The organism is Collinsella sp. AM16-21 (genome assembly GCF_003471905.1).
Classification (GTDB): Bacteria; Actinomycetota; Coriobacteriia; order Coriobacteriales; family Coriobacteriaceae; genus Collinsella.
Genome location: NZ_QRKJ01000004.1, coordinates 139,758 through 160,616, shown reverse-complemented (window position 1 = coordinate 160,616; position 20,859 = coordinate 139,758). Strand labels below are relative to the sequence as shown.

General features: G+C 56.3%; 14 protein-coding genes. 13 read left to right on the top strand and 1 reads right to left on the bottom strand.

Annotation, left to right across the window (positions count from 1 at the left end):
- The 8 genes from DW180_RS03730 to DW180_RS03690 form a co-directional block, all read left to right on the top strand.
- A partial coding sequence (locus DW180_RS03730; RefSeq protein WP_118237495.1) for a reverse transcriptase domain-containing protein occupies positions 1-1,497 on the top strand: 1,497 nt, incomplete at its 5' end.
- 564 nt (positions 1,498-2,061) lie between these two features.
- Entirely contained in the window at positions 2,062-2,880 is an 819-nt protein-coding gene (locus tag DW180_RS03725; protein ID WP_117635105.1) for a hypothetical protein, read from the top strand.
- 483 nt (positions 2,881-3,363) lie between these two features.
- Complete coding sequence (locus DW180_RS03715; protein WP_118237493.1) at positions 3,364-4,773, top strand: hypothetical protein; 1,410 nt, start codon at positions 3,364-3,366, stop codon at positions 4,771-4,773.
- A gap of 507 nt (positions 4,774-5,280) precedes the next feature.
- The gene (locus DW180_RS03710; RefSeq protein ID WP_117758173.1) at positions 5,281-6,876 is read left to right on the top strand and encodes an SIR2 family protein; all 1,596 of its coding nucleotides are present in this window, start codon (positions 5,281-5,283) and stop codon (positions 6,874-6,876) included.
- A gap of 1,126 nt (positions 6,877-8,002) precedes the next feature.
- Complete coding sequence (locus tag DW180_RS03705) at positions 8,003-8,392, top strand: helix-turn-helix transcriptional regulator (protein ID WP_117758172.1); 390 nt, start codon at positions 8,003-8,005, stop codon at positions 8,390-8,392.
- Positions 8,389-8,697, top strand: coding sequence for a hypothetical protein (locus DW180_RS03700; protein ID WP_117758171.1), 309 nt, complete (start codon positions 8,389-8,391; stop codon positions 8,695-8,697). Before DW180_RS03705 ends, DW180_RS03700 begins: the two co-directional genes overlap by 4 nt.
- Positions 8,698-9,175: 478 nt before the next feature.
- Entirely contained in the window at positions 9,176-9,682 is a 507-nt protein-coding gene (locus DW180_RS03695; protein WP_117765733.1) for a hypothetical protein, read from the top strand.
- Between the two features lie 147 nt (positions 9,683-9,829).
- Positions 9,830-10,822: a PLP-dependent transferase gene (locus DW180_RS03690; RefSeq protein ID WP_158561595.1), complete on the top strand. Its 993-nt coding sequence runs from the start codon at positions 9,830-9,832 to the stop codon at positions 10,820-10,822.
- Positions 10,823-11,047: 225 nt separating this feature from the next.
- Here DW180_RS03690 and DW180_RS03685 read toward each other — a convergent pair whose 3' ends face one another.
- Complete coding sequence (locus DW180_RS03685) at positions 11,048-11,395, bottom strand: winged helix-turn-helix domain-containing protein (protein ID WP_117758168.1); 348 nt, start codon at positions 11,393-11,395, stop codon at positions 11,048-11,050.
- 193 nt (positions 11,396-11,588) lie between these two features.
- On the opposite strand from DW180_RS03685, the gene DW180_RS03680 reads away from it, so the two are divergent.
- The 5 genes from DW180_RS03680 to infB all read left to right on the top strand — a co-directional run bounded on the left by DW180_RS03680 (position 11,589) and on the right by infB (position 20,857).
- Positions 11,589-13,100, top strand: coding sequence for an IMP dehydrogenase (locus DW180_RS03680; protein WP_118237491.1), 1,512 nt, complete (start codon positions 11,589-11,591; stop codon positions 13,098-13,100).
- 373 nt (positions 13,101-13,473) lie between these two features.
- Positions 13,474-16,050, top strand: coding sequence for a leucine--tRNA ligase (leuS, locus tag DW180_RS03675; RefSeq protein WP_118237490.1), 2,577 nt, complete (start codon positions 13,474-13,476; stop codon positions 16,048-16,050).
- 257 nt (positions 16,051-16,307) lie between these two features.
- A complete protein-coding gene (gene rimP / locus DW180_RS03670; RefSeq protein WP_118237488.1) occupies positions 16,308-16,802 on the top strand; it encodes a ribosome maturation factor RimP in 495 nt (164 codons plus the stop codon).
- Between the two features lies 1 nt (position 16,803).
- On the top strand, positions 16,804-18,051 hold the full coding sequence (gene nusA, locus DW180_RS03665; protein WP_117758165.1) for a transcription termination factor NusA: 1,248 nt from the start codon (positions 16,804-16,806) through the stop codon (positions 18,049-18,051).
- Between the two features lie 91 nt (positions 18,052-18,142).
- The gene (infB, locus tag DW180_RS03660; protein WP_118237486.1) at positions 18,143-20,857 is read left to right on the top strand and encodes a translation initiation factor IF-2; all 2,715 of its coding nucleotides are present in this window, start codon (positions 18,143-18,145) and stop codon (positions 20,855-20,857) included.
- Positions 20,858-20,859: the final 2 nt, after the last annotated feature.

Here is a 20,859-nt window from a genome sequence, read left to right as displayed (position 1 = left end):
ATGGAAACGGATGTTCTATCGGGACACACATTTTGTCCTATAAGCCCCGAGTTCGATATCGCTCGTATTCCTCGATATAGTTCCAAAAGTTCATATGCCCATTTCGATCATAGGGCCTCTTTTGCCGAAGTTCAGGCCAAGATTTTAGATTCAGGGTACGTTTCTCATCATGCGTTCTACCCTCTTATTTCCAACGAGATCATTACTGTTCGGTATCGTGGAGGTAAGCGAAGCTGCAAAGTTCGCAATATCGCTTATGCCTCGCATTTCGATCACCGCGTCTTCCAGTACTACTCTTATCTGTGGTCGGACTTATATAACAAGAAGGCTATTGCCGAAGAGTTTAATGAGGTTGCCGTAGCGTACCGCTCTTCGCTTTCATCAGACAGCGCCGTAACTGCTGGCAGCAATATTTCCTCAGCTAAAAAGGTATTCGACTATATGCGTGAGCAAGATTCGGCTTTTGTGCTTACGGGTGATTTCGAGAGCTTCTTCGACAACCTAAATCATGCCCATCTAATAGCGTCGTTGCGTTCGTTGTTTCCCAGTGGACGCTTGCCGGACGATCACTATCAAGTTATTAAAAATATCCTTCGCTATTCGTGCTGGCCTATTGCTGATTTGGCTGCTCGACATGAATTTCCATGGCCAGTAATCGATCCTACTCGGGAGAAAATGATCAATGAAGCGGCTATCGAACTTCGGTTCAAGTCTATTCGTGAACTTAATAAGCTGGATGTTATCTTGCCAAGGTCTGAGTTTCTTGCAAACAAAAGTAAAGTCATCACCAGGCCGTGGCGGCGAACGGGTATTGATCTCGGCATTCCTCAGGGTCTTGCTGCAAGTGGAGTGCTCGCTAACATCTATATGACCGATATCGATATGAAGGTCAGGCTTGCCGTTGAACGGGTTGGTGGCTTGTATCTTCGTTATTGCGATGACTTTATTATTGCCGTTCCAAAATCTGGCTTTGATGCACTTGTAGAGGCAATCAATCTAATGGCCGATGTCGATTCCGTTAAACTGCAATCTGAGAAAACCAAGGTGTTCCGGGTTGATGGCAACGGAGTTGCTCAGCTTGATTTTGAAAGCGTTTGCGCGGGTGAGGTTCTTTCGTATTCCGGTGCACATCCGGCGCAGAAAGTCAGTTTCCTGGGGTTTGACTTTGACGGGCGCATTGTAAGACTTCGACAGTCTACGGTTGGAAAGTACCACAAACGTCTCCGTGAGGCGGCCACTGCGATTGCGCGTTCTAATGAGGGAGAGGGGAGACACGCATCAAAAAAGCGCGTCTCCGCTCTATATCAACATTATTCACCACTCGGTATTAAGGGAAGAAGGCTATGCCCCTCGGGTGATGCTGACCCTTCTGCATTTTCTCGCTATGGGAACTTTCTTTCCTACGTAGCGAGAGCCCAAAAGGCGTTTCCAAATGATCCGATTGCCCCCGACGAGGCTAAGATTTATAGGAAGATTAAACGCTTGAGTGCTCGGTAAACGATGGCTTTAGCGCTGGATTATTCATAGCCATAAATACTAAATCGATATCGGCCAATTCCGATCACTAGGTAACAATTGATGTGCCTTCACGCGGTCGCGGAACGATGCCTCTGAAACTCGAGCCGAACATCAGAATGATATGACAAGAATGGTAGTGTCGCGAAAGTTGGTGTAATGGACTCCTTGGCCCCTGTGTCCAGGATCCGGAATCTATCGATATCCTAGGCCGACTCCACTCTGTCGGCAAGCTCAAGGCTGGATTCGACCATCTTCCCGGCAGTCTTTTCCAGCTCGGCCCAGTCATGACAGCACGATGCTCCCCTTCGCAGCGCCGCGTCGTGCAACTCGGCCATCTTCCTCTCCGAGAAGTAGCGCGAGGTTGCCATGGAAACGGCCAGGATAACCCCGAAAGCGGCCTGAACGCGCCATGGTGCGCGTATTCTAGGCGAAGGCACGGACCCTTCCGAGCCAGGACGGGCCGCTCGCTCGGCCAACTTTGGCGTACCCTGCTGGAACGGCTTCCGTCAACATCCGTAAAACTACCGCAAAGAGGAGGCCACAGTGATAGATAAGAGGCTTATTGAAGCCGTTCCCGGAGCCGAGAGACTTAAATCCGCAATGATTACCCCAGAATTGTTTGTTAAGGACCTCATGCAAGACTATTCTGGGCGTCCGTTATATACATACGAGGAATGGACGCGCGAGCTCATCAACCACTCTAACGCTTTCAAGGAACTGACCAGAGGTGCGGAGTTTCATGCGCCCGTATCCGAGGCAAATGGGGAGTGTGATGCGGTATCAGACGCGTATCAGTTAGATTTCAAGCTCATCTTCGGAAAATCCATGATGCGCGCCGTAAGTCTCACTTCGTCAAGGCGAGTTTCAGACCGCGGAATAACTTTAGAACAACTTTGCAGAAGTCATGTAAAAGAACAGAGAGGCTTACGCCTGCATGCAATTCTCAGGGATTACAGCCTCGCCAAGCTTGACGAGCTTCTAAAAACTGAGAGTAATAAACAATTGAGCGAAGAAGACCGTGAGGCCCGAGGACTTCTTCGCTCAATCAGTCATTCGAAAAACTTGCTGCTAATTTATCCTTGCCGCTTTGAAGGCATCGACAGACTGCCTGAACTTGAGGAAACCGCCAACGCCGCACTTTACTATGACTTCCGGAACGTGCTCGACGTCCGACGGATACACCATCCCGGCAAGGACACCTTCCTTTCATATTTTTGCGACGACCGCATGGTTGTCACAAGAGCGAGCGGGCACGGCCTATCCAAGTTCGACGATATCATGGTCGCAAAAAGCAGAACATACATGGATATTATGCGTATGCGTGATCCCGGAGAGTATCAAAGGCTGCTGAAACTTGTTTAACCGACCGCAAGGGCTAGTTTTGTGGACATCAACCCAAGATGGGACCTGCCAAGAGGACCGGACGCCGCTGCGTTCGGACTCGTTTTTCTGCATTCAAAAGCAACGCTGAGCTCGACCTCACGGCTTGCGCCTGCTGCTCGGCGGCCTTCTGAGGCTGAACCCCCTCTGCAATGGCTGCCATAGGCATCGTCGCGTTGACCATGGACGTGCACGCGGTCGCACAGAGCGGGTGGTAAAGGGGGCGTTTCATAGCGGAGCCTCTCGGTGTGCAGCCAATAGGGTCCGAAGGCAGTTTCAGGCCGGCACTCCGCACATTTTTTGTTGGGGTTTTACGGGAACCCCAGTCAACATCAGCGACCTTTCTGGGGTATGTTGGTTGATCCGGGGTGCGCAAAACAACAGTTTCAAATATTGTTGCTTCCTGTTCAATTCTGTCTATCTACAATTAATCGCAAGCGTATGACCTGAGGAGATTGTTTACAGGTGGAATCGGTCACTATTCATTGGATTGTCTTTTATGTCTTTATCGGTTTGTCGAGCGTTCAGCTTGTCCGCTTTGCTGGGCCCTCGGCGATCGGAGGGCAATACACCGTCGAAGAACTGTATCCCTCCGATGAGTCGGGCAGGCTGAACGTTGCCTACCGAATTCTCGCTCCAACAATTTGTTGCCAGCTCCCGGTGTTTATTATGGCTTCGATTTGCGATGCGTTTTCAGTTCCAGGTCCTTCGCTGCGATACATGCCTACCCTTTTCTATTGGTTGTTTCTTGGGGTAATCAAGCATGCAAGGGGTAAATTGCGGTACCGGACTCTTCCTTTCTCATTCGAGGCGTTCATGTCTCTTTTGCTGTCCGTCGCATTCGATCACTTTGTTATCGATGGCTATCTCGGAGGCCAGGGGCTAGATGTGCTTGATACTTCGAGTATTGCCTTTGAGTTTGAGCTGGCATTATTTGGTGTTGTGACCTTTTGGATTTCAACCTTTTTTAAGCGATATCAAATTAAGTTTAGCCGTGTGTACTCAAATGCCGCTCCATCATATGTCGTTCCTTCGGACTCCGTATTTGGTTACTCTTCAATCGATACGGGTGAGGCCAGGCTCTTCTCATACGAGCGCGAATATGGCGATCTCTTACCTCAGCGATTTTCAAGTGATCTTCTGTTGAGAAGTGTTTTCTTTGCAATTATGGCGATTGAGGACGGGAATCGGCCCGAGTTTATCCGAACGATCGAGCGCATGGCAGCTCATTTCCATTTGGCAAAAACCACTGGAATAATGCAGCAGACGAGCGATGCTCCTTTGTCTGATATGGATAGCGTTAAACTCGCAATTCCCTATATTGAGCGCATGTGGGACCAGTTTCTTGTTGAATTCGCCCGTTCTGCCGAAGGGGCAGGGGGAGACGCCCTACGAATCTTCAAGTGTTACTACACCTATGATTACTGTATGTTGTCGCGGACTATCCGCAATCATTTTGCGCCGTTTTACGGGGACTATTGTGGAACGAGATTACTTAATGCTAATCGCGTATTTTGCGATGTTCTTGAATTTGAGGAAAGGCAGCGCTACGGATTGCTTCCAAAGACGGTTTCTGCGACTGGATCGATATGCGCCACTGAGCTTGGATGGCTTTCTGGGGAGTACTGTTATTGGGCCGATTACAATACGGTTGTATCCTGCCTGAATGAAAATGATGGCAATGGCGTTAAACTGGTCAGCAAAAATGATGTGAATAAAACCCAGATAACCGAGACGACCTTAAGGCTTAAGGAGCAAGGTGTTTCCGTTCTTGAGGCCAAGTATGTGCCCGGCGCTTCGGCGACCATCGTGTGCATCGGCGATTCCTCGAAGATTTCGAGTACTGTCGGTAGTGACTGGATGGTTGTTAGCTAGGTGAATCATCTTTGCCTTTCCGCATATTGATTGCGCATTCTCGTGCACGGACGCGAAAATGCTTCGCATTAGTTTCAACGCGAAGAGTATTTGCTACATGATTAACTTTTTTGGATGCGCAATTACTGCGCATCTAGGTTAACATCCAGTTAGTGATGCAGTTGTCGTGGGCTCTACGTGAGGCGATGACAAAGGAGGGTCGTTGTTTGGTTGTTATCGGCAACGGCCCTTTGATTTTAGGAGTTACTTTGGCGATGGAATTTTAGACTTTCGCTCAACTTATCGAACTCCTAGAGAGTCATGGCGTTCTAACTGATGCCGCTGCGCTAGATTGCCTGAGGCGCGAAATGAATATTTGCTCGTCGGAACACTGCTGAATATTGGGTCACCTGTGCGGTTCGAATTTTCAATTGTCGAGCAGCTTTGTCTCCGATGAAGTCTTGCAATTCTAGTAAAATCCAAACATATGTTCTATACTTATGGAAGTAGCTTGTTTGGAGGCGCTAGATGGAAGTCGGAAGAGATGACATTGTAGAAAGCGTTGTACGTTTGATAAATGGGGTGGGGCGTAGCCCATATTTATTCGTCGGCTCGGGCTTTTCCCGTAGATACATGGGTACCGACGATTGGGTTGGTTTGTTAAGGCACCTCTGTTCCCGTCTTTCCGATGATCCCTTTCGGCTTGACTCGTACCTGGCACGTTGTCCAGATGAGTCTGACAATAGCGCATTGCCCTCTGCCGCGACGATGCTTGATAAGGATATGCGCATAGCTGTTCTTGAGGACCCTCGCTTCGCTTCTTTTAGAAACGATCATGTAGAGGACATTCGTCAGCGTAAATCTATTTTAAAGATCATGGCGGCCGAGAGGTTATCCTCGTTCAAACCTGAATATATGACGCATGAGCTTGATATCTTGAGAGAGGTTGGCAGGCGGCGTATCTCTGGAGTTATAACAACCAACTATGACTGTCTCCTGGAGTCGCTATTTCCCGAGTTTAAAGTTTTTGTTGGCCAAGACGATCTCGTCTTTCACAGAACTTTTGAAATGGGTGAAATCTATAAGATCCACGGTTCTATGGATAATCCTGAATCTATGGTTCTTGAGGAGGCAGATTACGCAAAACTCGCCGAAACACAGGATTACTTGGCTGCCAAGTTGTTAACTATTTTTATGGAATACCCAATTATTTTTATCGGTTATTCCCTTAACGACCCCGATATCCAAGCTATCCTCATGTCGATTTCGCGCTGCCTCGGTTCTAACAATCTTGCGTTGCTTAGAAAGCGCTTTATCTTCCTTACTAGGGGAGAAAACGCAACCTCAACTCATTCGTTTACCTTTCCAGGTATTGGCGAGATAAGCATGACCGAGATTAGGACGAACGATTTTGGTGCAGTGTATGAAGCAATTGGACAATCCAAATGCTCCTTCTCGCCCAGGATCATTCGTGAGCTTCGCAGGAGCATCTACGCCTTGGCTGATGAGGGCGATCCGAATGACTCTCTGGTAGTTGAAGCGAGTTTTAGCGACCTCGAGAGACTTCCGGAGGGACAGCATCTTGTGCTGGGTATCGGTGTTGCGAATGCTTCTTTAGGGCACGGGCATATGGTCAAAGCCGAACTTCTATATCGTGATGTTGTGTTTGATGACGAACATGTTGCTCCTAAGCTTGCCGTCGAGGAATACCTTCCTTCGCTGCTTGCTTCTAACTCGGGTGGTTTGCCCATGTATAAGTATTTAAGCGCGTATTCAGGGGAAGTTCTTAATCCAAGGATGCTAAAGGAAATAGATGAGAAGAAGGATTTAGATGCTTTTCTAAACAACAGCCTACGAAAGGCAAAAGGTAGCTATCATCATTCGGGAATTAGACACTCGGTTCAGTCTGTTATAGCTAACGAATGCTTTGAGGAAGCATTTAAAAAGCTTGTGCTACTTGAAGAAGATGAGATCGATCTAAATAAGTTGCTTGAATATCTGAGGGCGCTCATCACGGACGATCGCAAGATAATCCACGGTAATAGCGAGCTGAAACGGCTTATTAGAATGTATGATTTCCTTAAGTACAAGAAGGCCTTCGACATATCGGCTACTAGTGAGTAATCCCACCTAGCGTCTATGAAGAAGGCCATCTTTGTAAACTATGGCATCTGAGCGTATAGTGCGAACACCACGTGCAAATGCATACTTAATATAACGCTTTCTGCTTGAAATCACAATGGTGTCTGTTTCGACCCGCCAATCAAGGGAAGATAGTGTAGAGTATCTTCCTGCAATACAAAAGCTCTTTGGGAGCTTTAAGGGTGACGCTTTCAAATTGAGAGTGTTGCCCTTTTTTCATGTATGCAATGTGTGACGTACTAGCCAAGCACCATCCCGGCAATGGAATGATCGAGCATGGGCGGCTTCTACTGGTTGACGTGATCGTGGTCAAACAAGTGATATCGATTAGAATTAAATCAATTGCGCTGGAAGCCTTCGGGCGACACCTGAAGAGGGTTGATGCGTCGGTCCTCTTTTTTTGTTTGGATGTAAGATTCGGCCAGGCAAAACAAGGATCTCATTTGGGGAGAACAAATATCCGGCGGTTTTCCGCTTCGGGACGCGCGGTTTAAGGGTGCTTTTCGGAAGTGCGGGGAAAAATCGGAAACCTCCGAGCATAAACCGAATTTCGGCAACAAAACCGCAGGTCGCGGAAGGCTAAAACAGGGGTCTGGTCTGTCGATCTCGGTTTTTCACCGCACTTCCGGAAACGCCCGACGGAAGCATGCGGCAAATTTTGGAACCCTCGAGCACATCGTCCTTTTCATGAAAGGAACCCGCAGGTAGAAGCGTTGCCACTATCCAGTGTGGTTGACGTGTCTAGAATATGCCGCACACTTCCGGATTTTGCATAAGCTCGACTGGTTTGTTTATCGATTGGGGCAGAGGAATCTTGTCTGGACCTCGTTATATGTATTTAAATGGATGAACTTAACCTATAAGTTAAGTTCATCTAGAAATGGGAGGTGCCCTTTGGCAGAAGGATATGATCTTGTCGAATATAGAGACCTCAAGGGTCGACCGTTTTGGGAATTGACGGCTTCTCCCGACAACTCTCAATTCCAGAAAATGTTGTCAGACCCTAAGCGGAAATTAACCGCTCGAACAATGATCGGCCAGAATAGCACGTCAACTTCTGGAATCTGAGCCTTGACTTTTATACTTGGCTTTCGAAACGGAGAACACAATGAATAAAGTAGATTTATCTGATTTTTACGCCGATACAGAAACCAGCGAAACACGCGCTTATGAACACGCGCTAGATATCGAGTTTATTGTTCATCGCGAGATGAAGCGTCTGGGTTTAAGCAAAAGCGATTTGGCAAAGCGTATGGGCGTGAGCCTTCAGTCGCTTTCGAAGCTGTTGAATTCTCAGCCCAATATGACGCTGAAGACGATCGCTAGGTTCGAGCTTGCTTTGGGTATCAATATCGTTCCTAAGGTTACCGTTAGCTATTCTAAAGAGCTACCGTTTCTTTCATCCAACAATTTCGTGCGAGAGCAATGGTCTTTTAGGAACGAGCGTCCGTCCTCGCATGTGAATCTCGAGATGATTTCCGGAGGTTTGGCAGCATGAGTGGGGATTTTATTGCTCCGATTCAAGTCGTTCATTTGTTCGTCGTTGACTCCGATTTCCATATCGAGGATTCGCCCTCGGATAACATGGAATTAAAAGTTGACGTTAGCTACCAAGATGTCCATCTTTCGAAAAAAGGTAATGATGCACGCGCAAGTCTAAAGATGTGCGTAATTGGCAGCCTCCTTGACAGAGACGAAGGTGCACAGGAGAAGATGCACGCTGGCGTTACAGTATCCATCTCGGTTTCAGCGCAAATGCCAATGAACTCTCCCGATGACGAGGCGCGTCACTACCTTCTTTAAAATGCTATTTCGATGGCATATGCCCATGCAAAGAGCTATTTGATGGTTGTTACTGGACTTTCACCCATGGGAGCGCTTACATTGCCTGCCATTCTCCCTGCAGAGCTGTCAGCAGATTGCGATGTGCCTTTTCAGAGCGAATAGCATTTCCTCGATGAATCTAAGTCGAATGAGTTGCCGCTCTCACATCCTCTAAAAGTTCTTAAAACAGCCTTAAAGGCGCCTTGGCTCGCTTTTACAGCGTACAATACGCATGTTTGACTATGGCAAAAGTAGATTTTTGGGGAGGGGGAACGCCGTGGAAGTGCTGGTTGTTGGCAACACCGCATATGTTGACGATGACTTTTGCTCCAAGGCGTTCCCCGGCGACCATGTGTAGGTCGTAGCCGCGCAGGACGCGCGCCGCGATGAGTCGTCGCCCCATGCTTCGTGGAAAGAGCTCCTCCAGCACCTGGACCAGGCCTACGAGTTTGAGCGCGTGGTCTACCTTTCTACCTACCTCACCCCGCATACCGTGACTTTTGGCGACATTGGGCTGCTGCGCTCGGTGTTTCGTGCCTGTATGGGACGCAATGTGCAGCTGCTGTTTATTGCGGGGCCCGCGGGTGCAGAGGGCACCACTGGCGGATGTGACGACGACGCCACGGCCGCCAGTGGGGCCCAGACGGGCAAGGGCATTATCGCCCGCGCTGCCAACGACCTGTGCCGTTACTATGCATCGCGCGACGGCATCCAAGCCAAAGTCCTGCGCGTGCCGTATCTGTATACCGCATCGCCGGCATTAACCGACCCATTTTTGATGCCGTTGTTCGAGGCATGCTCGGGCGGGTCGGTCGCGCTTCAGGGTGCGGCAGATGCGCCGTTTCCCCTGCTGTGTGCCGAGGAACTCGCGGTGTTGGTGCATCGTATCTTTGACAGCTGGGATGCCAACTTTGAGATGCTCGACGTTGCAGACGCTTTTGGCCACCCGAGGCCTATGGCGTGACCGTTGACGCTCCGGGTGCGAGCGTGACCTATCACACGCTCAGCATCTAGGCGTTTCGTCGCCTATCGGCGCTATACTGCAGCCGTTGCCCACGATGCGGGGAACACCCGCATCGTGGGTTTTTTGCTTATGAAGGGACGGTGCCGCGTGGACGTACAGCAGCTAGAAGAGGCCTGGGCTGCAAGGGCCGGCGCGCGTGAGGCGCGTCTTGCTGCAGCGCCGCATGTGCCGGCGGCGCTGTCTCTGTTGGGGATTGTACGTCCCGGCGATCGCCTGGTTGCGTTTGCCGATGACTTTGCCGATGCGTTTGCGCGCGGCTTTGAGTGCTGCGACGTGGCTATGGTGGAGGAGCCGTCGGTTGCGGCGTTTACTGCTGCGTCCGAGGGCTTTGATGCTTCGTTTGAGGTCGAGGGGCCGCACCTGTGGTGGTTCGTCAACTCTATTGGTGGGTTTGGATTGCGCGTGCCCGATCTGCGCGCGTTAGGACGTGCCGCGCGTGAGGCTCATGCGCTGCTCGTGGTGGATAACACCGTGGCTGGTGTCTTTGGGTGCGATCCGTTGCGCTTGGGTGCCGTGCTGTCGCTCGAGGCACTTGACCGCGTGTGCGCCGGTGAGGCTCCGCACAAGTTGGTTGCCATATCGGTCGCGCGCTCGCAGCTCAAGCGCCATCGTGTGGATGCTGCTGCCGAGTGCGCGCATGCTCTGCTTGAGGGCTGTGGCTTGGTCAAACTTGATTTGCCTGCTGATGAGGCCGGTGTGCTGGAGCGCGGGCTGGACTCGCTCGATGCCCGCATGCAGGCACATTTCGACCGCGCACGTGCGCTGGCCGAGTACTTGGCTGCCAATGAGATGGTGCACGCCGTGCGCTATCCTGGACTGAGCTCGCATCCCGACCATGCGGTTGCAACTGGAATCCTCGAGCACGGCTTTGGTCCGGCAGTTGAGTTTGACCTTATCGAGCGCAGTGCGGGCGATTTGTTCGATGCTTTGCCGGGGGAGTTTCGCACATCGCCCGCCGGCGGCGCAACGACGCGACTCTCTGCTCCGCGCGGCAAGCAGGGGAGCACCATTCGCCTCTTCGCCGGTACCGACGACCCCCTGGTTGTAGCGTCCACCCTGGACAACGCGCTCCGAAAGTAACTAATCGGGGTGTGTGTCACGAAAACGGCCTATTTTCTACGTTTAAGCCATAGGGGTCGACCATACCCGCCTATTTCGAAAAATGCCAAGCTGTCTACCAGCGGTTTTATTTTCATAATGTCCGGTATGGTCGAGGGTATTCAGCTAAACGTAGTAGATGGGCCCGTTTTGTGGCACGAGCCTCAATCCGAGGGCACGGTGGACAACAATTCAGTCCCAAAAGGACTACTCTGCATTGATGCTGGCGATGAGGTCGTTGGCTTTGGTGGCGATGACGTTGTTGATGTCGGCCTGCAGCTCCTCGTAGGCCGCTATGGCGCGCTCGCCGGCGGGGGTGAGCGATGATCCGCGGGCTCCGTCGCGCTCGATGAGCTTGCAGCCCAGCTGGCCTTCGGCCTCGTTTACGATGCGCCAGGCCTTGGAATACGCCATGCCCATGCTCTTGGCGGCACGGTTGAGCGAGTGTTCGTGGGCAATACCCTGCAGCAGCAAGACGCAGCCGTGACCAAACACGCCCGGCAGATCCTTGTCGCACGCTTGAATGACCAACTTTGCCGTCGTCCTGTACTTCATACGCCCCACGTCTCCCCGCTAAAGTGTTTGCTGGGCAAACGCAAAGCCTGCGTCAAACCCTCGTGTGCTCTTCTTAAATCATGCATTGTAGCAGTCAAAGTGCGTTAAGATACTTCCCCAGTATTGGGCGCCCAAGGTTGGGCTGGGTCCTACGAGGCCTGCAGCCGACCGGTCGCATGGAAAAAGGAGAAACATGGCTACGTTCTTTCCCGGTGAGTCCCACACGTTTTCGGAGTATCTGCTGGTCCCTGGCTACTCGTCCTCGCAGTGCATCCCCAACAACGTCTCTCTTAAGACGCCGCTGACCCGCTTTAAGCGCGGTGAGAAGCCGGCAATCACCCTGAACATCCCCATGGTTTCCGCCATCATGCAGTCCGTCTCGGGCGTCGACATGGGTGTCGCGCTCGCTACCGAGGGTGGCCTGTCCTTCATTTACGGTTCCCAGACCCCCGAGTCCGAGGCCGCTATGGTCAAGGCCGTTAAGGATCACAAGGCCGGTTTTGTGCAGTCCGATTCCACGCTGACCCCCGACATGACCATGGAGCAGGTTATCGCCCTCAAGGAGAAGACCGGTCACTCCACCATGCCGGTTACCGACGATGGCACCCCCAAGGGCAAGCTCGTGGGTATCGTCACCAGCCGTGACTATCGCCCCAGCCGCGATGATCACCAGAAGAAGGTCTCCGAGTTCATGACCCCGCGTGAGCAGCTCATCGTGGGCGACAAGAACATCAGCCTCAAGGTTGCCAACGACGTGATCTGGGACAACAAGCTCAACGCCCTGCCGATCGTCGACGACAACGATCACCTCATGGGCATCGTCTTCCGCAAGGACTACGACAGCCATAAGACCAACCCCAACGAGCTGCTCGACGGCGATAAGCGCTACATGGTCGGCGCCGGTATCAACACCCGCGACTATGCCGAGCGCGTGCCGCTGCTCATCGAGGCCGGCGCCGATGTCCTGTGCATCGACTCTTCCGAGGGCTTCAGCGAGTGGCAGAAGCGCACCATCGAGTGGATCCGCGCCAACTACGGCGAGGATGTCAAGGTCGGTGCCGGTAACGTCGTCGACGCCGAGGGCTTCCGCTTTTTGGCAGACTGCGGTGCCGACTTCATCAAGGTCGGTATCGGCGGCGGTTCCATCTGCATCACCCGTGAGACCAAGGGTATCGGCCGTGGTCAGGCCACCGCGCTGATCGATGTCTGCCGCGCTCGCGACGAGTACTACGAGGAGACCGGCGTCTACGTGCCCGTGTGCTCCGACGGCGGTATCGTCTACGACTACCACATGACGCTTGCTCTTGCCATGGGTGCCGACTTTATGATGCTGGGCCGCTACTTCGCCCGCTTCGACGAGAGCCCGACCGAGCGCGTTAACGTTAATGGCCAGTACATGAAGGAGTACTGGGGCGAGGGTTCCGCGCGCGCCCGCAACTGGCAGCGCTACGACCTGGGCGGTGCCGCGAAGCTCAGCTTCGTCGAGGGTGTCGACTCCTACGTCCCGTACGCCGGCTCCCTCAAGGACGGCGTGGGCGGCACGCTTTACAAGGTTAAGTCCACGATGTGCAACTGCGGCGCCCTCTCGATCCCCGAGCTCCAGGAAAAGGCACGCCTGACGCTGGTCAGCTCCACCTCCATCGTCGAAGGCGGAGCCCACGACGTTGTCGTCAAGGACTCCCAGCAGTCTGTGTCTTATCGATAAGCGGCTTTCCCAAGCACCGCACCTTGGACCTCAAACCGTCGCTCGCGTACCAAAGTACGCGTCGCTCCTCTTTCGGCCCAAACTGCGGCACTTGGAAAACCCGTCAATGCTAGGACGGGTCACAAATAAAGGTTGAGTATCAACCACGTTATTTAGATAAAGCGAGATGCCTGCAAGTCGCAGGCATCTCGCTTGTCGTATTTGCTATCATCATGCGAGTTAACGATGTGGCGGGGCGTTCTTACCTTTGCTCGCTGCAAGTTCCGCACGAGCCGAAGAGCACTTAATGTGCTCTTCGTGCGAGCAGGACTGTCCGCAGCAGCGAGTAAAGGTAAGAACGCCCCGCCCCAACCCAGCTAACAAAGGAGCTGATATGTGCGATTGCACAGATCATAAGGACGAGATTCCTGCCTACGACGCACAGGCCATTGAGTCCAAGTGGATGAAGGCCTGGGAGGACTCCAACCTCTTTGCCGTGGACACTGACGACAGCAAGCCCAAGAAGTACGTGCTCGAGATGTTCCCGTATCCGTCGGGCGACCTGCACATGGGCCACGCGCGCAACTACACCATCGGCGATGCCATGGCCCGTCAGGCCCGTATGCGCGGCTTTGACGTGCTGCACCCCATCGGCTTTGACGCCTTTGGCCTGCCCGCCGAGAACGCTGCCATCAAGCACAATACGCAGGCTGCCGCCTGGACGTATAAGAACATGGACCAGGCGCTCGCCACGATGAGGCGCATGGGCTTCTCCTACGATCTGGATCGTACCGTTAAGACCTGCAGCCCCGACTACTATCGTTGGGGTCAGTGGATCTTTGAAAAGATGTGGGAAAAGGGTCTGGTCTACCGCAAGAAGAACCCGGTCAACTGGTGCCCCACCTGCAAGACCGTTTTGGCCAACGAGCAGGTAACCGAGGGCAAGTGCTGGCGTTGCGGCACCGAGCCCGAGAAGCGTGACCTCGAGCAGTGGTACTACAAGATCACCGACTACTCCCAGGAGCTGCTCGATGACCTGGAGAAGCTCCCCGGCTGGCCCGAGCGCGTCAAGCAGATGCAGGCCAACTGGATCGGCCGCTCCGAGGGCGCCGAGGTCGACTTTACCCTGTGCGACGCCGATGGCGAGCCCATCGAAGGCGACGAGGGCAAGATCACCGTCTTCACCACGCGCGCCGACACGCTCTTTGGCGTTTCCTTCTTTGTCCTGTCTCCCGAGTACGCTCGTCTGCACGAGCTCGTCGAGGGCACTCAGTACGAGGAGGCCGTCACCAAGATCGTCGAGGACTCCAAGCATATCTCTGCCGTCGAGCGCGCCCAGGGTACCCTCGAGAAGCACGGCGCCTTTACGGGCCGCTACGTGGTGAACCCCGTCAACGGCGAGAAGATCCCCGTGTGGGTTGCCGACTACGTCGTAGCCGACTACGGCACCGGTGCCGTCATGGCCGTTCCCTGCGGCGACCAGCGCGACTTTGAGTTCGCCCGCAAGTACGACCTGCCGATCGTGCCGATCATCCTGGACGATGAGGATCGCGCTGCCGTCGAGGCTAGCGGCGAGACCATCGACACCTTCCATGCCGAGAACGTCGACTGGGATTGCGCCCACGCTGCCGAGGGCACGCTCGTCCAGTCGGGCAAGTACACCGGCATGCGCGGCGGCAAGCACTCTGAGGGCGAGGCTGCCATCGTGGCCGACCTCGAGGCCATGGGCTGCGGCCGTCGCAAGGTCGAGTTCCGCCTGCGCGACTGGCTCATCAGCCGTCAGCGTTACTGGGGCAACCCCATCCCGGCCATCCACTGCGAGCACTGCGGCATCGTGCCCGTGCCCGAGGACCAGCTGCCGGTGACGCTGCCCGAGAACCTGGACCTGGGTGCCGGCGAGACCCTCGCCGAGTGCAAGGAGTTCTACGAGACCACCTGCCCGGTCTGTGGTCGCCCGGCCAAGCGCGAGACCGATACCATGGACACCTTCACCTGCTCCAGCTGGTATTACCTGCGCTATACCGACCCGCACAACACCGAGCTGCCCTTCTCCCGTGAGGCCGCCGATCGTTGGATGCCCGTCGATAACTACATCGGCGGCATCGAGCACGCCATTTTGCACCTGCTCTACAGTCGCTTCTTTACCAAGGCGCTGCGCGACCTGGGCCTGCTGAGCGTTGACGAACCCTTCACCAACCTGCTGTGCCAGGGCATGGTCAAGGACGAGAACGGCGACACCATGTCCAAGTCCAAGGGCAACGTCGTGCCCCCGAGTTCGGTCATTGAGCCCTACGGTGCCGACACCATGCGTCTGGCGATCCTGTTTATCGCCCCGCCCGAGAAGGACTTCGACTGGGATCCCAAGGCCGTCGAGGGCGCTAACCGCTTCATTAAGCGCGCCTGGCGTATCGTGTGGCAGCTCGTCCAGTCCGGTGACGCCAACGTGGCCTTTGACAAGTCCGCGCTCGACGAGACAGCGATGAAGCTCTACCGCGAGCGCCATCGCACCATCGCCAAGTGCACCGAGGACTTCGACCGCGGCCAGTTCAACACCGCGATCTCGGCCGTCATGGAACTCGTCAATGCCGCGAGCGCCTACCTCAACGCTACTGAGGGCGCTTCCCGTGACAAGGCCCTGTGCTACGGCGTGGCCAAGGATATCGTGAGCGTCCTTGCCCCCATCTGCCCGTTCTGGGCCGATGAGCTGTGGCATGAGGCGCTCGGCTGTGAGGGCAACGCCTACACCGCCGCCTGGCCCGAGTTTGACCTGGCCGAGTCCATCGAGGACACGGTGCAGATTGTCGTACAGGTGCTTGGCAAGGTCCGTGGCCGCATCGACGTCGCCCGCGACGCCTCCAACGAGGAGATGCAGGCTGCCGCCGAGGCCGCCGTTGCCAAGTGGCTTGAGGGCAAGACGGTCGTCAAGGCCATCTGCGTGCCCGGCAAGCTGGTTAACCTGGTGGTCAAGTAAGCGCTGCGCGTATAGCTGACATCAAAAAGCGAGGGACGATTCCGTAGGGAGTCGCCCCTCTTTTTGGTTAAGGACACTTGCGACAACACCCAATTACCCATTTCTTGTGGAGAACCTGTGCTCACGCTGACCTGCGGGTTTGTGTTGTGGTTGCACGTTTGTGCAGGTATTGGTATAGTTTGCTTGCAAATGAAGTTGTAATTGAAAGAAGTGGGGTTTCGGCCCCGCTTCTTTTTTGTATGGATGGAGGTGCCGCAATGGTCAAGACCAAGACCGAGCAGGCGATCATCGACGCGCTCGAGGCCGTTGCTCCCCAGCACGATGTCGACATTGTCGACGTTGAGCTCGTGGGTGCCACCAAGGCCCCCTGCGTGCGCGTGCGTATCGAGGGTGCCGAGGGCCAGAGCCTGTCGCTCAATGACGTCACGGCCAACACCAAATGGGTCGGCGATGTGATTGAGGAGCTCGACCCCATCTCTTCGAGCTATACGCTCGAGGTGTCGAGCCCGGGTATGGCGCGCCCGCTGCGCCGCCCGCGTGACTTTGCCCGCTTTGTGGGCGAGAACTGCGAGCTCACCTCCACCGCCACCGAGGGCCGTCGCAAGTACGCCGGCAAGATTGCCGCCGCTACCGAGACGAACGTGACCCTCGAGCTCGAGGACGGCGAGTCCGTCACCCTCGAATTCTGCGATGTTAAAAAGTGCAAGTTGAAGCCCACCTACGACTTCAAGCCCGCGAAGGAAGGAAAGTAAGATGGCAGCATCCGACATGATGACCGCCCTGATGGAGCTTTGCCAGGAAAGGCACATCGACCAGCTCTACCTGATCGACCGCCTGGAGCAGTCGCTCGCCAAGAGCTATGCCGAGATCCTGCATCTTGAGTGGGGCGCCAAGGTGACCATCGACCGCACCACCGGCAAGATCTACGTCTACCGCCTGGAGCCGATCGACGATTCCATGGACGAGGAAGGCAACTTCACCGAGTTCGAGGAGATCGACGTCACCCCCAAGAACACGAGCCGCATCGCCGCCCAGCACGCCAAGGCCGAGATCAACGCCATCGTGCGCAACTCCGCCCGCGAGCAGATCTACGAGGAGTTCGCTGGCCGCATCGGTGACCTCATCAGCGGTACCGTGCTGCAGTCCACGCCCGACTTCACGATCGTCAAGATCCGCGAGGGCGTCGAGGCCGAGCTTCCGCACTTCGACCAGCGCCGTTACGAGAACGAGCGCAACGAGCGTCCGATGGGCGAGCGCTATCTACACAATCAGCACATCAAGGCCGTGATCATCGACGTTCGCGACCCCAACTCCAACCTGCAGCCGGTTCGTGGCGAGCACAGCCGTCCGCCGATTGTCATCTCCCGTACCCACCCCGAGCTCATGCGTCGTCTGTTTGAGCAGGAGGTGCCCGAGATCTATGAGGGCACCGTCCAGATCAAGTCGATCGCCCGCGAGCCCGGCCAGCGCTCCAAGGTCGCCGTCCACTCGCTCGACGATCGCCTGGATCCCGTTGGCGCCTGCGTCGGCCCCAAGGGCAGCCGTGTTCGCGCCGTCGTGGGCGAGCTCCGTGGCGAGCGCGTCGACGTCATCCTGTGGGATGCCGATCCGGCCGTCTATGTCGCCAACGCCCTGTCGCCTGCTAAGGTCACCCGCGTCCTTATCGACGAGGAGAAGGCCTACGCCGGCGTTATCGTGCCCGACGACCAGCTGTCCCTCGCCATCGGCAAGGAGGGCCAGAACGCCCGCCTCGCCGCGCGCCTGACCGGTTGGCATATCGACATCAAGTCCGAGACCCTTGCCGCCGACATCCTTAAGAACGTTCCCGTTCACGAGGAGCCCGCCGCCGACCTGATCGGTGACGAGGAGGACGAGGACGTCCGTCGCTGCGAGTTCGTGTCCGAGGACGGCATCCAGTGCCGCAACCAGGCCCGTCCCGGCTCCCGTTTCTGCGGTGTCCACGACACCGACGCCTTCGATGATGCGGAGGACCTGATCTAGCGCGCGGTCGCGCCGGGCAGGTCCCAGCGCATACCCCACGCTCGTTCAGTCTCTAGGCACCCAAGGTGCCAGAAAGGGTAGGTGAAGTCATATGGCAAAAGTCCGTGTGTCCACCCTGGCCAAAGAGTTCGGCATGACCTCTAAGGAACTGATGGGTCATCTCGCCGAAATGAAGATTCCCGCTAAGTCCGCTTCCTCCGCCCTGGAGGACGCTTACGTCGCCATGGTCCGCAAGCAGCTCGCCTCGGTGATCGAGGCCCGCGCCCAGGAAGTCGAGGCCGCCAAGCAGGCCGAGGAGCAGGCCGCTGCCGCCGAGGAGGCAGCACGCGCTGCCGAGGCCGAGCGCGAGCGCATCGCCGCCGAGAAGGCACGCGAGGAGGAGCGCCGTCAGTTCGCCGCCGCCCAGGCTGCCGAGGAGGCCGCCCGTGCCGAGGCCGAGGCCAAGAAGAAGGCCGAGCAGGAGCGCCTTGCCCGCGAGAAGGAGGAGGCTGCCCGCGAGGCCCAGCGCCGCGCCGTTCCCGCTTCCGACTCCGGTTCGCGTTTCCGCTCTCTGCTCGACCAGATCGCCGCACAGGAGACCGTGCTCAAGGAGAAGAAGGACGCCGAGCAGAAGGCCAAGGCCGAGCGCGCTGCCGAGCGCGGTAACCGTCGTGGCGGCAACAACGACCGCCGCGGTGGCCGTCGTAACGATCGCAACGCCTCCGACAACAACTCCGAGCGCAACGCCTCCGAGAGCCGTCCGCACAGCCATCGCACCAACGCCAGCAACAACGTCGCTGCCGGCATGGACTTCCCCAACCCCGACAAGCAGGGCAAGGGCAAGAAGCGCAAGGGCGGTCACAGCAACGAAGAGGACCACTACAGCCGCATGGCTCGCGAGGCCGAGGAGTACAGCCGCGAGAAGGTGCTCGAGGAGGCTCGTGCTGCCGTCGAGGAGGCCTCTCGCGAGTCCACCGGTCGCCGCAAGAAACGCAAGGAGAAGCGCGAGCGCGAGGCAGCCAAGGCTCAGGAGGAGCGCAAGATAGAGGAGGCGCTGGCCCAGGGCGTGAACCCCGAGGAGCTCGACGCCATCAAGGTCTCCCAGGGCGTTACCGTCCAGGAGCTTGCCGAGGCGCTCGACGTTCCGGCCAACGACATCATCAAGCGCCTGTTCCTGCTGGGTACGCCGCTTACCATGACGCAGTCCATGTCCGACGACCTCGTCGAGCTCGTCGCCGACGACCTGGGTCGTCAGATCAAGATCATCACCCCCGAGGAGGAGAACACCTTCTCGTTCTACGACGATCCCGCCGACCTTAAGCCGCGCGCCCCGGTCGTTACCGTCATGGGCCACGTCGACCACGGCAAGACGTCGTTGCTCGACGCCATCCGTCACACCGGCGTGGCTGCCGGCGAGGCGGGCGGCATTACGCAGGCCATCGGCGCTTCGCAGGTCATGATCAACGACCGCAAGATCACCTTCATCGATACCCCGGGTCACGCCACCTTTACGGCCATGCGTGCCCGTGGCGCCAAGGTGACCGACATCGTCATCCTGATCGTCGCCGCCGACGACGGCGTCATGCCCCAGACCATCGAGTCGATCAACCACGCCAAGGCCGCCGGCGTTCCCATCGTCGTCGCCGTCAACAAGATTGATAAGCCGGGCGCCAACCCCGACCGCGTGCGCCAGGAGCTCACCGAGTACGGCATCATCCCCGAGGAGTGGGGCGGACAGAACATGTTCGTCAACATCTCGGCCAAGCAGAAGATCGGTATCGACGATCTGCTCGAGACCGTGCTGCTCCAGGCCGACGTGCTCGAGCTCAAGGCCAACCCCGACACCTTTGCCTCCGGTAACGTCCTCGAGGCTAAGCTCGACAAGGGCCGCGGCTCGGTTGCTACGGTGCTCGTGACCCGCGGTACCCTGCACGTGGGCGACACGCTGGTCGCCGGCCTTACCTACGGCCGCGTCCGCGCCATGCTCGATCCTAAGGGCAACGCCGTCACCGAGGCCGGCCCCTCCGACGCCGTCGAGATCCTGGGCCTGCAGTCCGTACCCAACGCCGGCGACGAGTTCCGCGTGTTCGAGGACGAGCGCGAGGCTCGCGCCCTGGCCGACGAGCGTTCGCTCAAGGCCCGCATCGAGGAGCAGAGCCGCGTGAAGCACGTGACGCTCGAGAACCTCTTCGAGACCATCGCCGACGCCGAGGTCAAGGAGCTCAACCTGATCATCAAGGCCGACGTTCAGGGCTCCATCGAGGCCCTTCAGGACTCCCTCGACAAGATGGATCAGTCCGAGGTGCGCATCAACACGATCCACTCCGCAGTCGGTGCCATCAACGAGACCGACGTCGTCCTGGCCGACGCCTCCAACGCCATCATCATCGGCTTTGGCGTCCGTCCCGACGGCAAGGCCCGCTCCGCCGCCGAGCGCGAGGGCGTCGAGATCCGTTGCTACGACGTCATCTACAAGTGCCTCGAGGACCTCGACGCAGCCCGTATCGGCATGCTCAAGCCCACCGAGGTCGAGGTCTCCACGGGTACCGCGACCGTTCTGGACACCTTCAAGGTGCCCAAGGTCGGTATCGCCGCCGGTGTCCGCGTCGAAGAGGGCGAGATCGCCGCGACCGATTCCGTGCGCCTGGTGCGCGACGGCATCGTGGTCTTCAACGGTAAAATCGCCTCGATGCGCCACTACAAGGACGAGGCCAAGAGCCTCAAGAGCGGCTCCGAGGGCGGTATTGGCCTGGAGAACTTCCAGGACATCAAGCCTGGCGACACCATTGAGGGCTACCGCATCGACCAGGTTGCCCGTACCGAGTAGGG

Excerpts from the sequence above, each read along its gene's own strand:
- DW180_RS03710 (WP_117758173.1), top strand. The coding sequence starts at position 5,281 with ATGGAAGTCGGAAGAGATGACATTGTAGAAAGCGTTGTACGTTTGATA.
- DW180_RS03705 (WP_117758172.1), top strand. The coding sequence starts at position 8,003 with ATGAATAAAGTAGATTTATCTGATTTTTACGCCGATACAGAAACCAGC.
- DW180_RS03700 (WP_117758171.1), top strand. The coding sequence starts at position 8,389 with ATGAGTGGGGATTTTATTGCTCCGATTCAAGTCGTTCATTTGTTCGTC.
- DW180_RS03685 (WP_117758168.1), bottom strand. The coding sequence starts at position 11,395 with ATGAAGTACAGGACGACGGCAAAGTTGGTCATTCAAGCGTGCGACAAG.
- DW180_RS03680 (WP_118237491.1), top strand. The coding sequence starts at position 11,589 with ATGGCTACGTTCTTTCCCGGTGAGTCCCACACGTTTTCGGAGTATCTG.
- leuS (WP_118237490.1), top strand. The coding sequence starts at position 13,474 with ATGTGCGATTGCACAGATCATAAGGACGAGATTCCTGCCTACGACGCA.
- rimP (WP_118237488.1), top strand. The coding sequence starts at position 16,308 with ATGGTCAAGACCAAGACCGAGCAGGCGATCATCGACGCGCTCGAGGCC.
- nusA (WP_117758165.1), top strand. The coding sequence starts at position 16,804 with ATGGCAGCATCCGACATGATGACCGCCCTGATGGAGCTTTGCCAGGAA.
- infB (WP_118237486.1), top strand. The coding sequence starts at position 18,143 with ATGGCAAAAGTCCGTGTGTCCACCCTGGCCAAAGAGTTCGGCATGACC.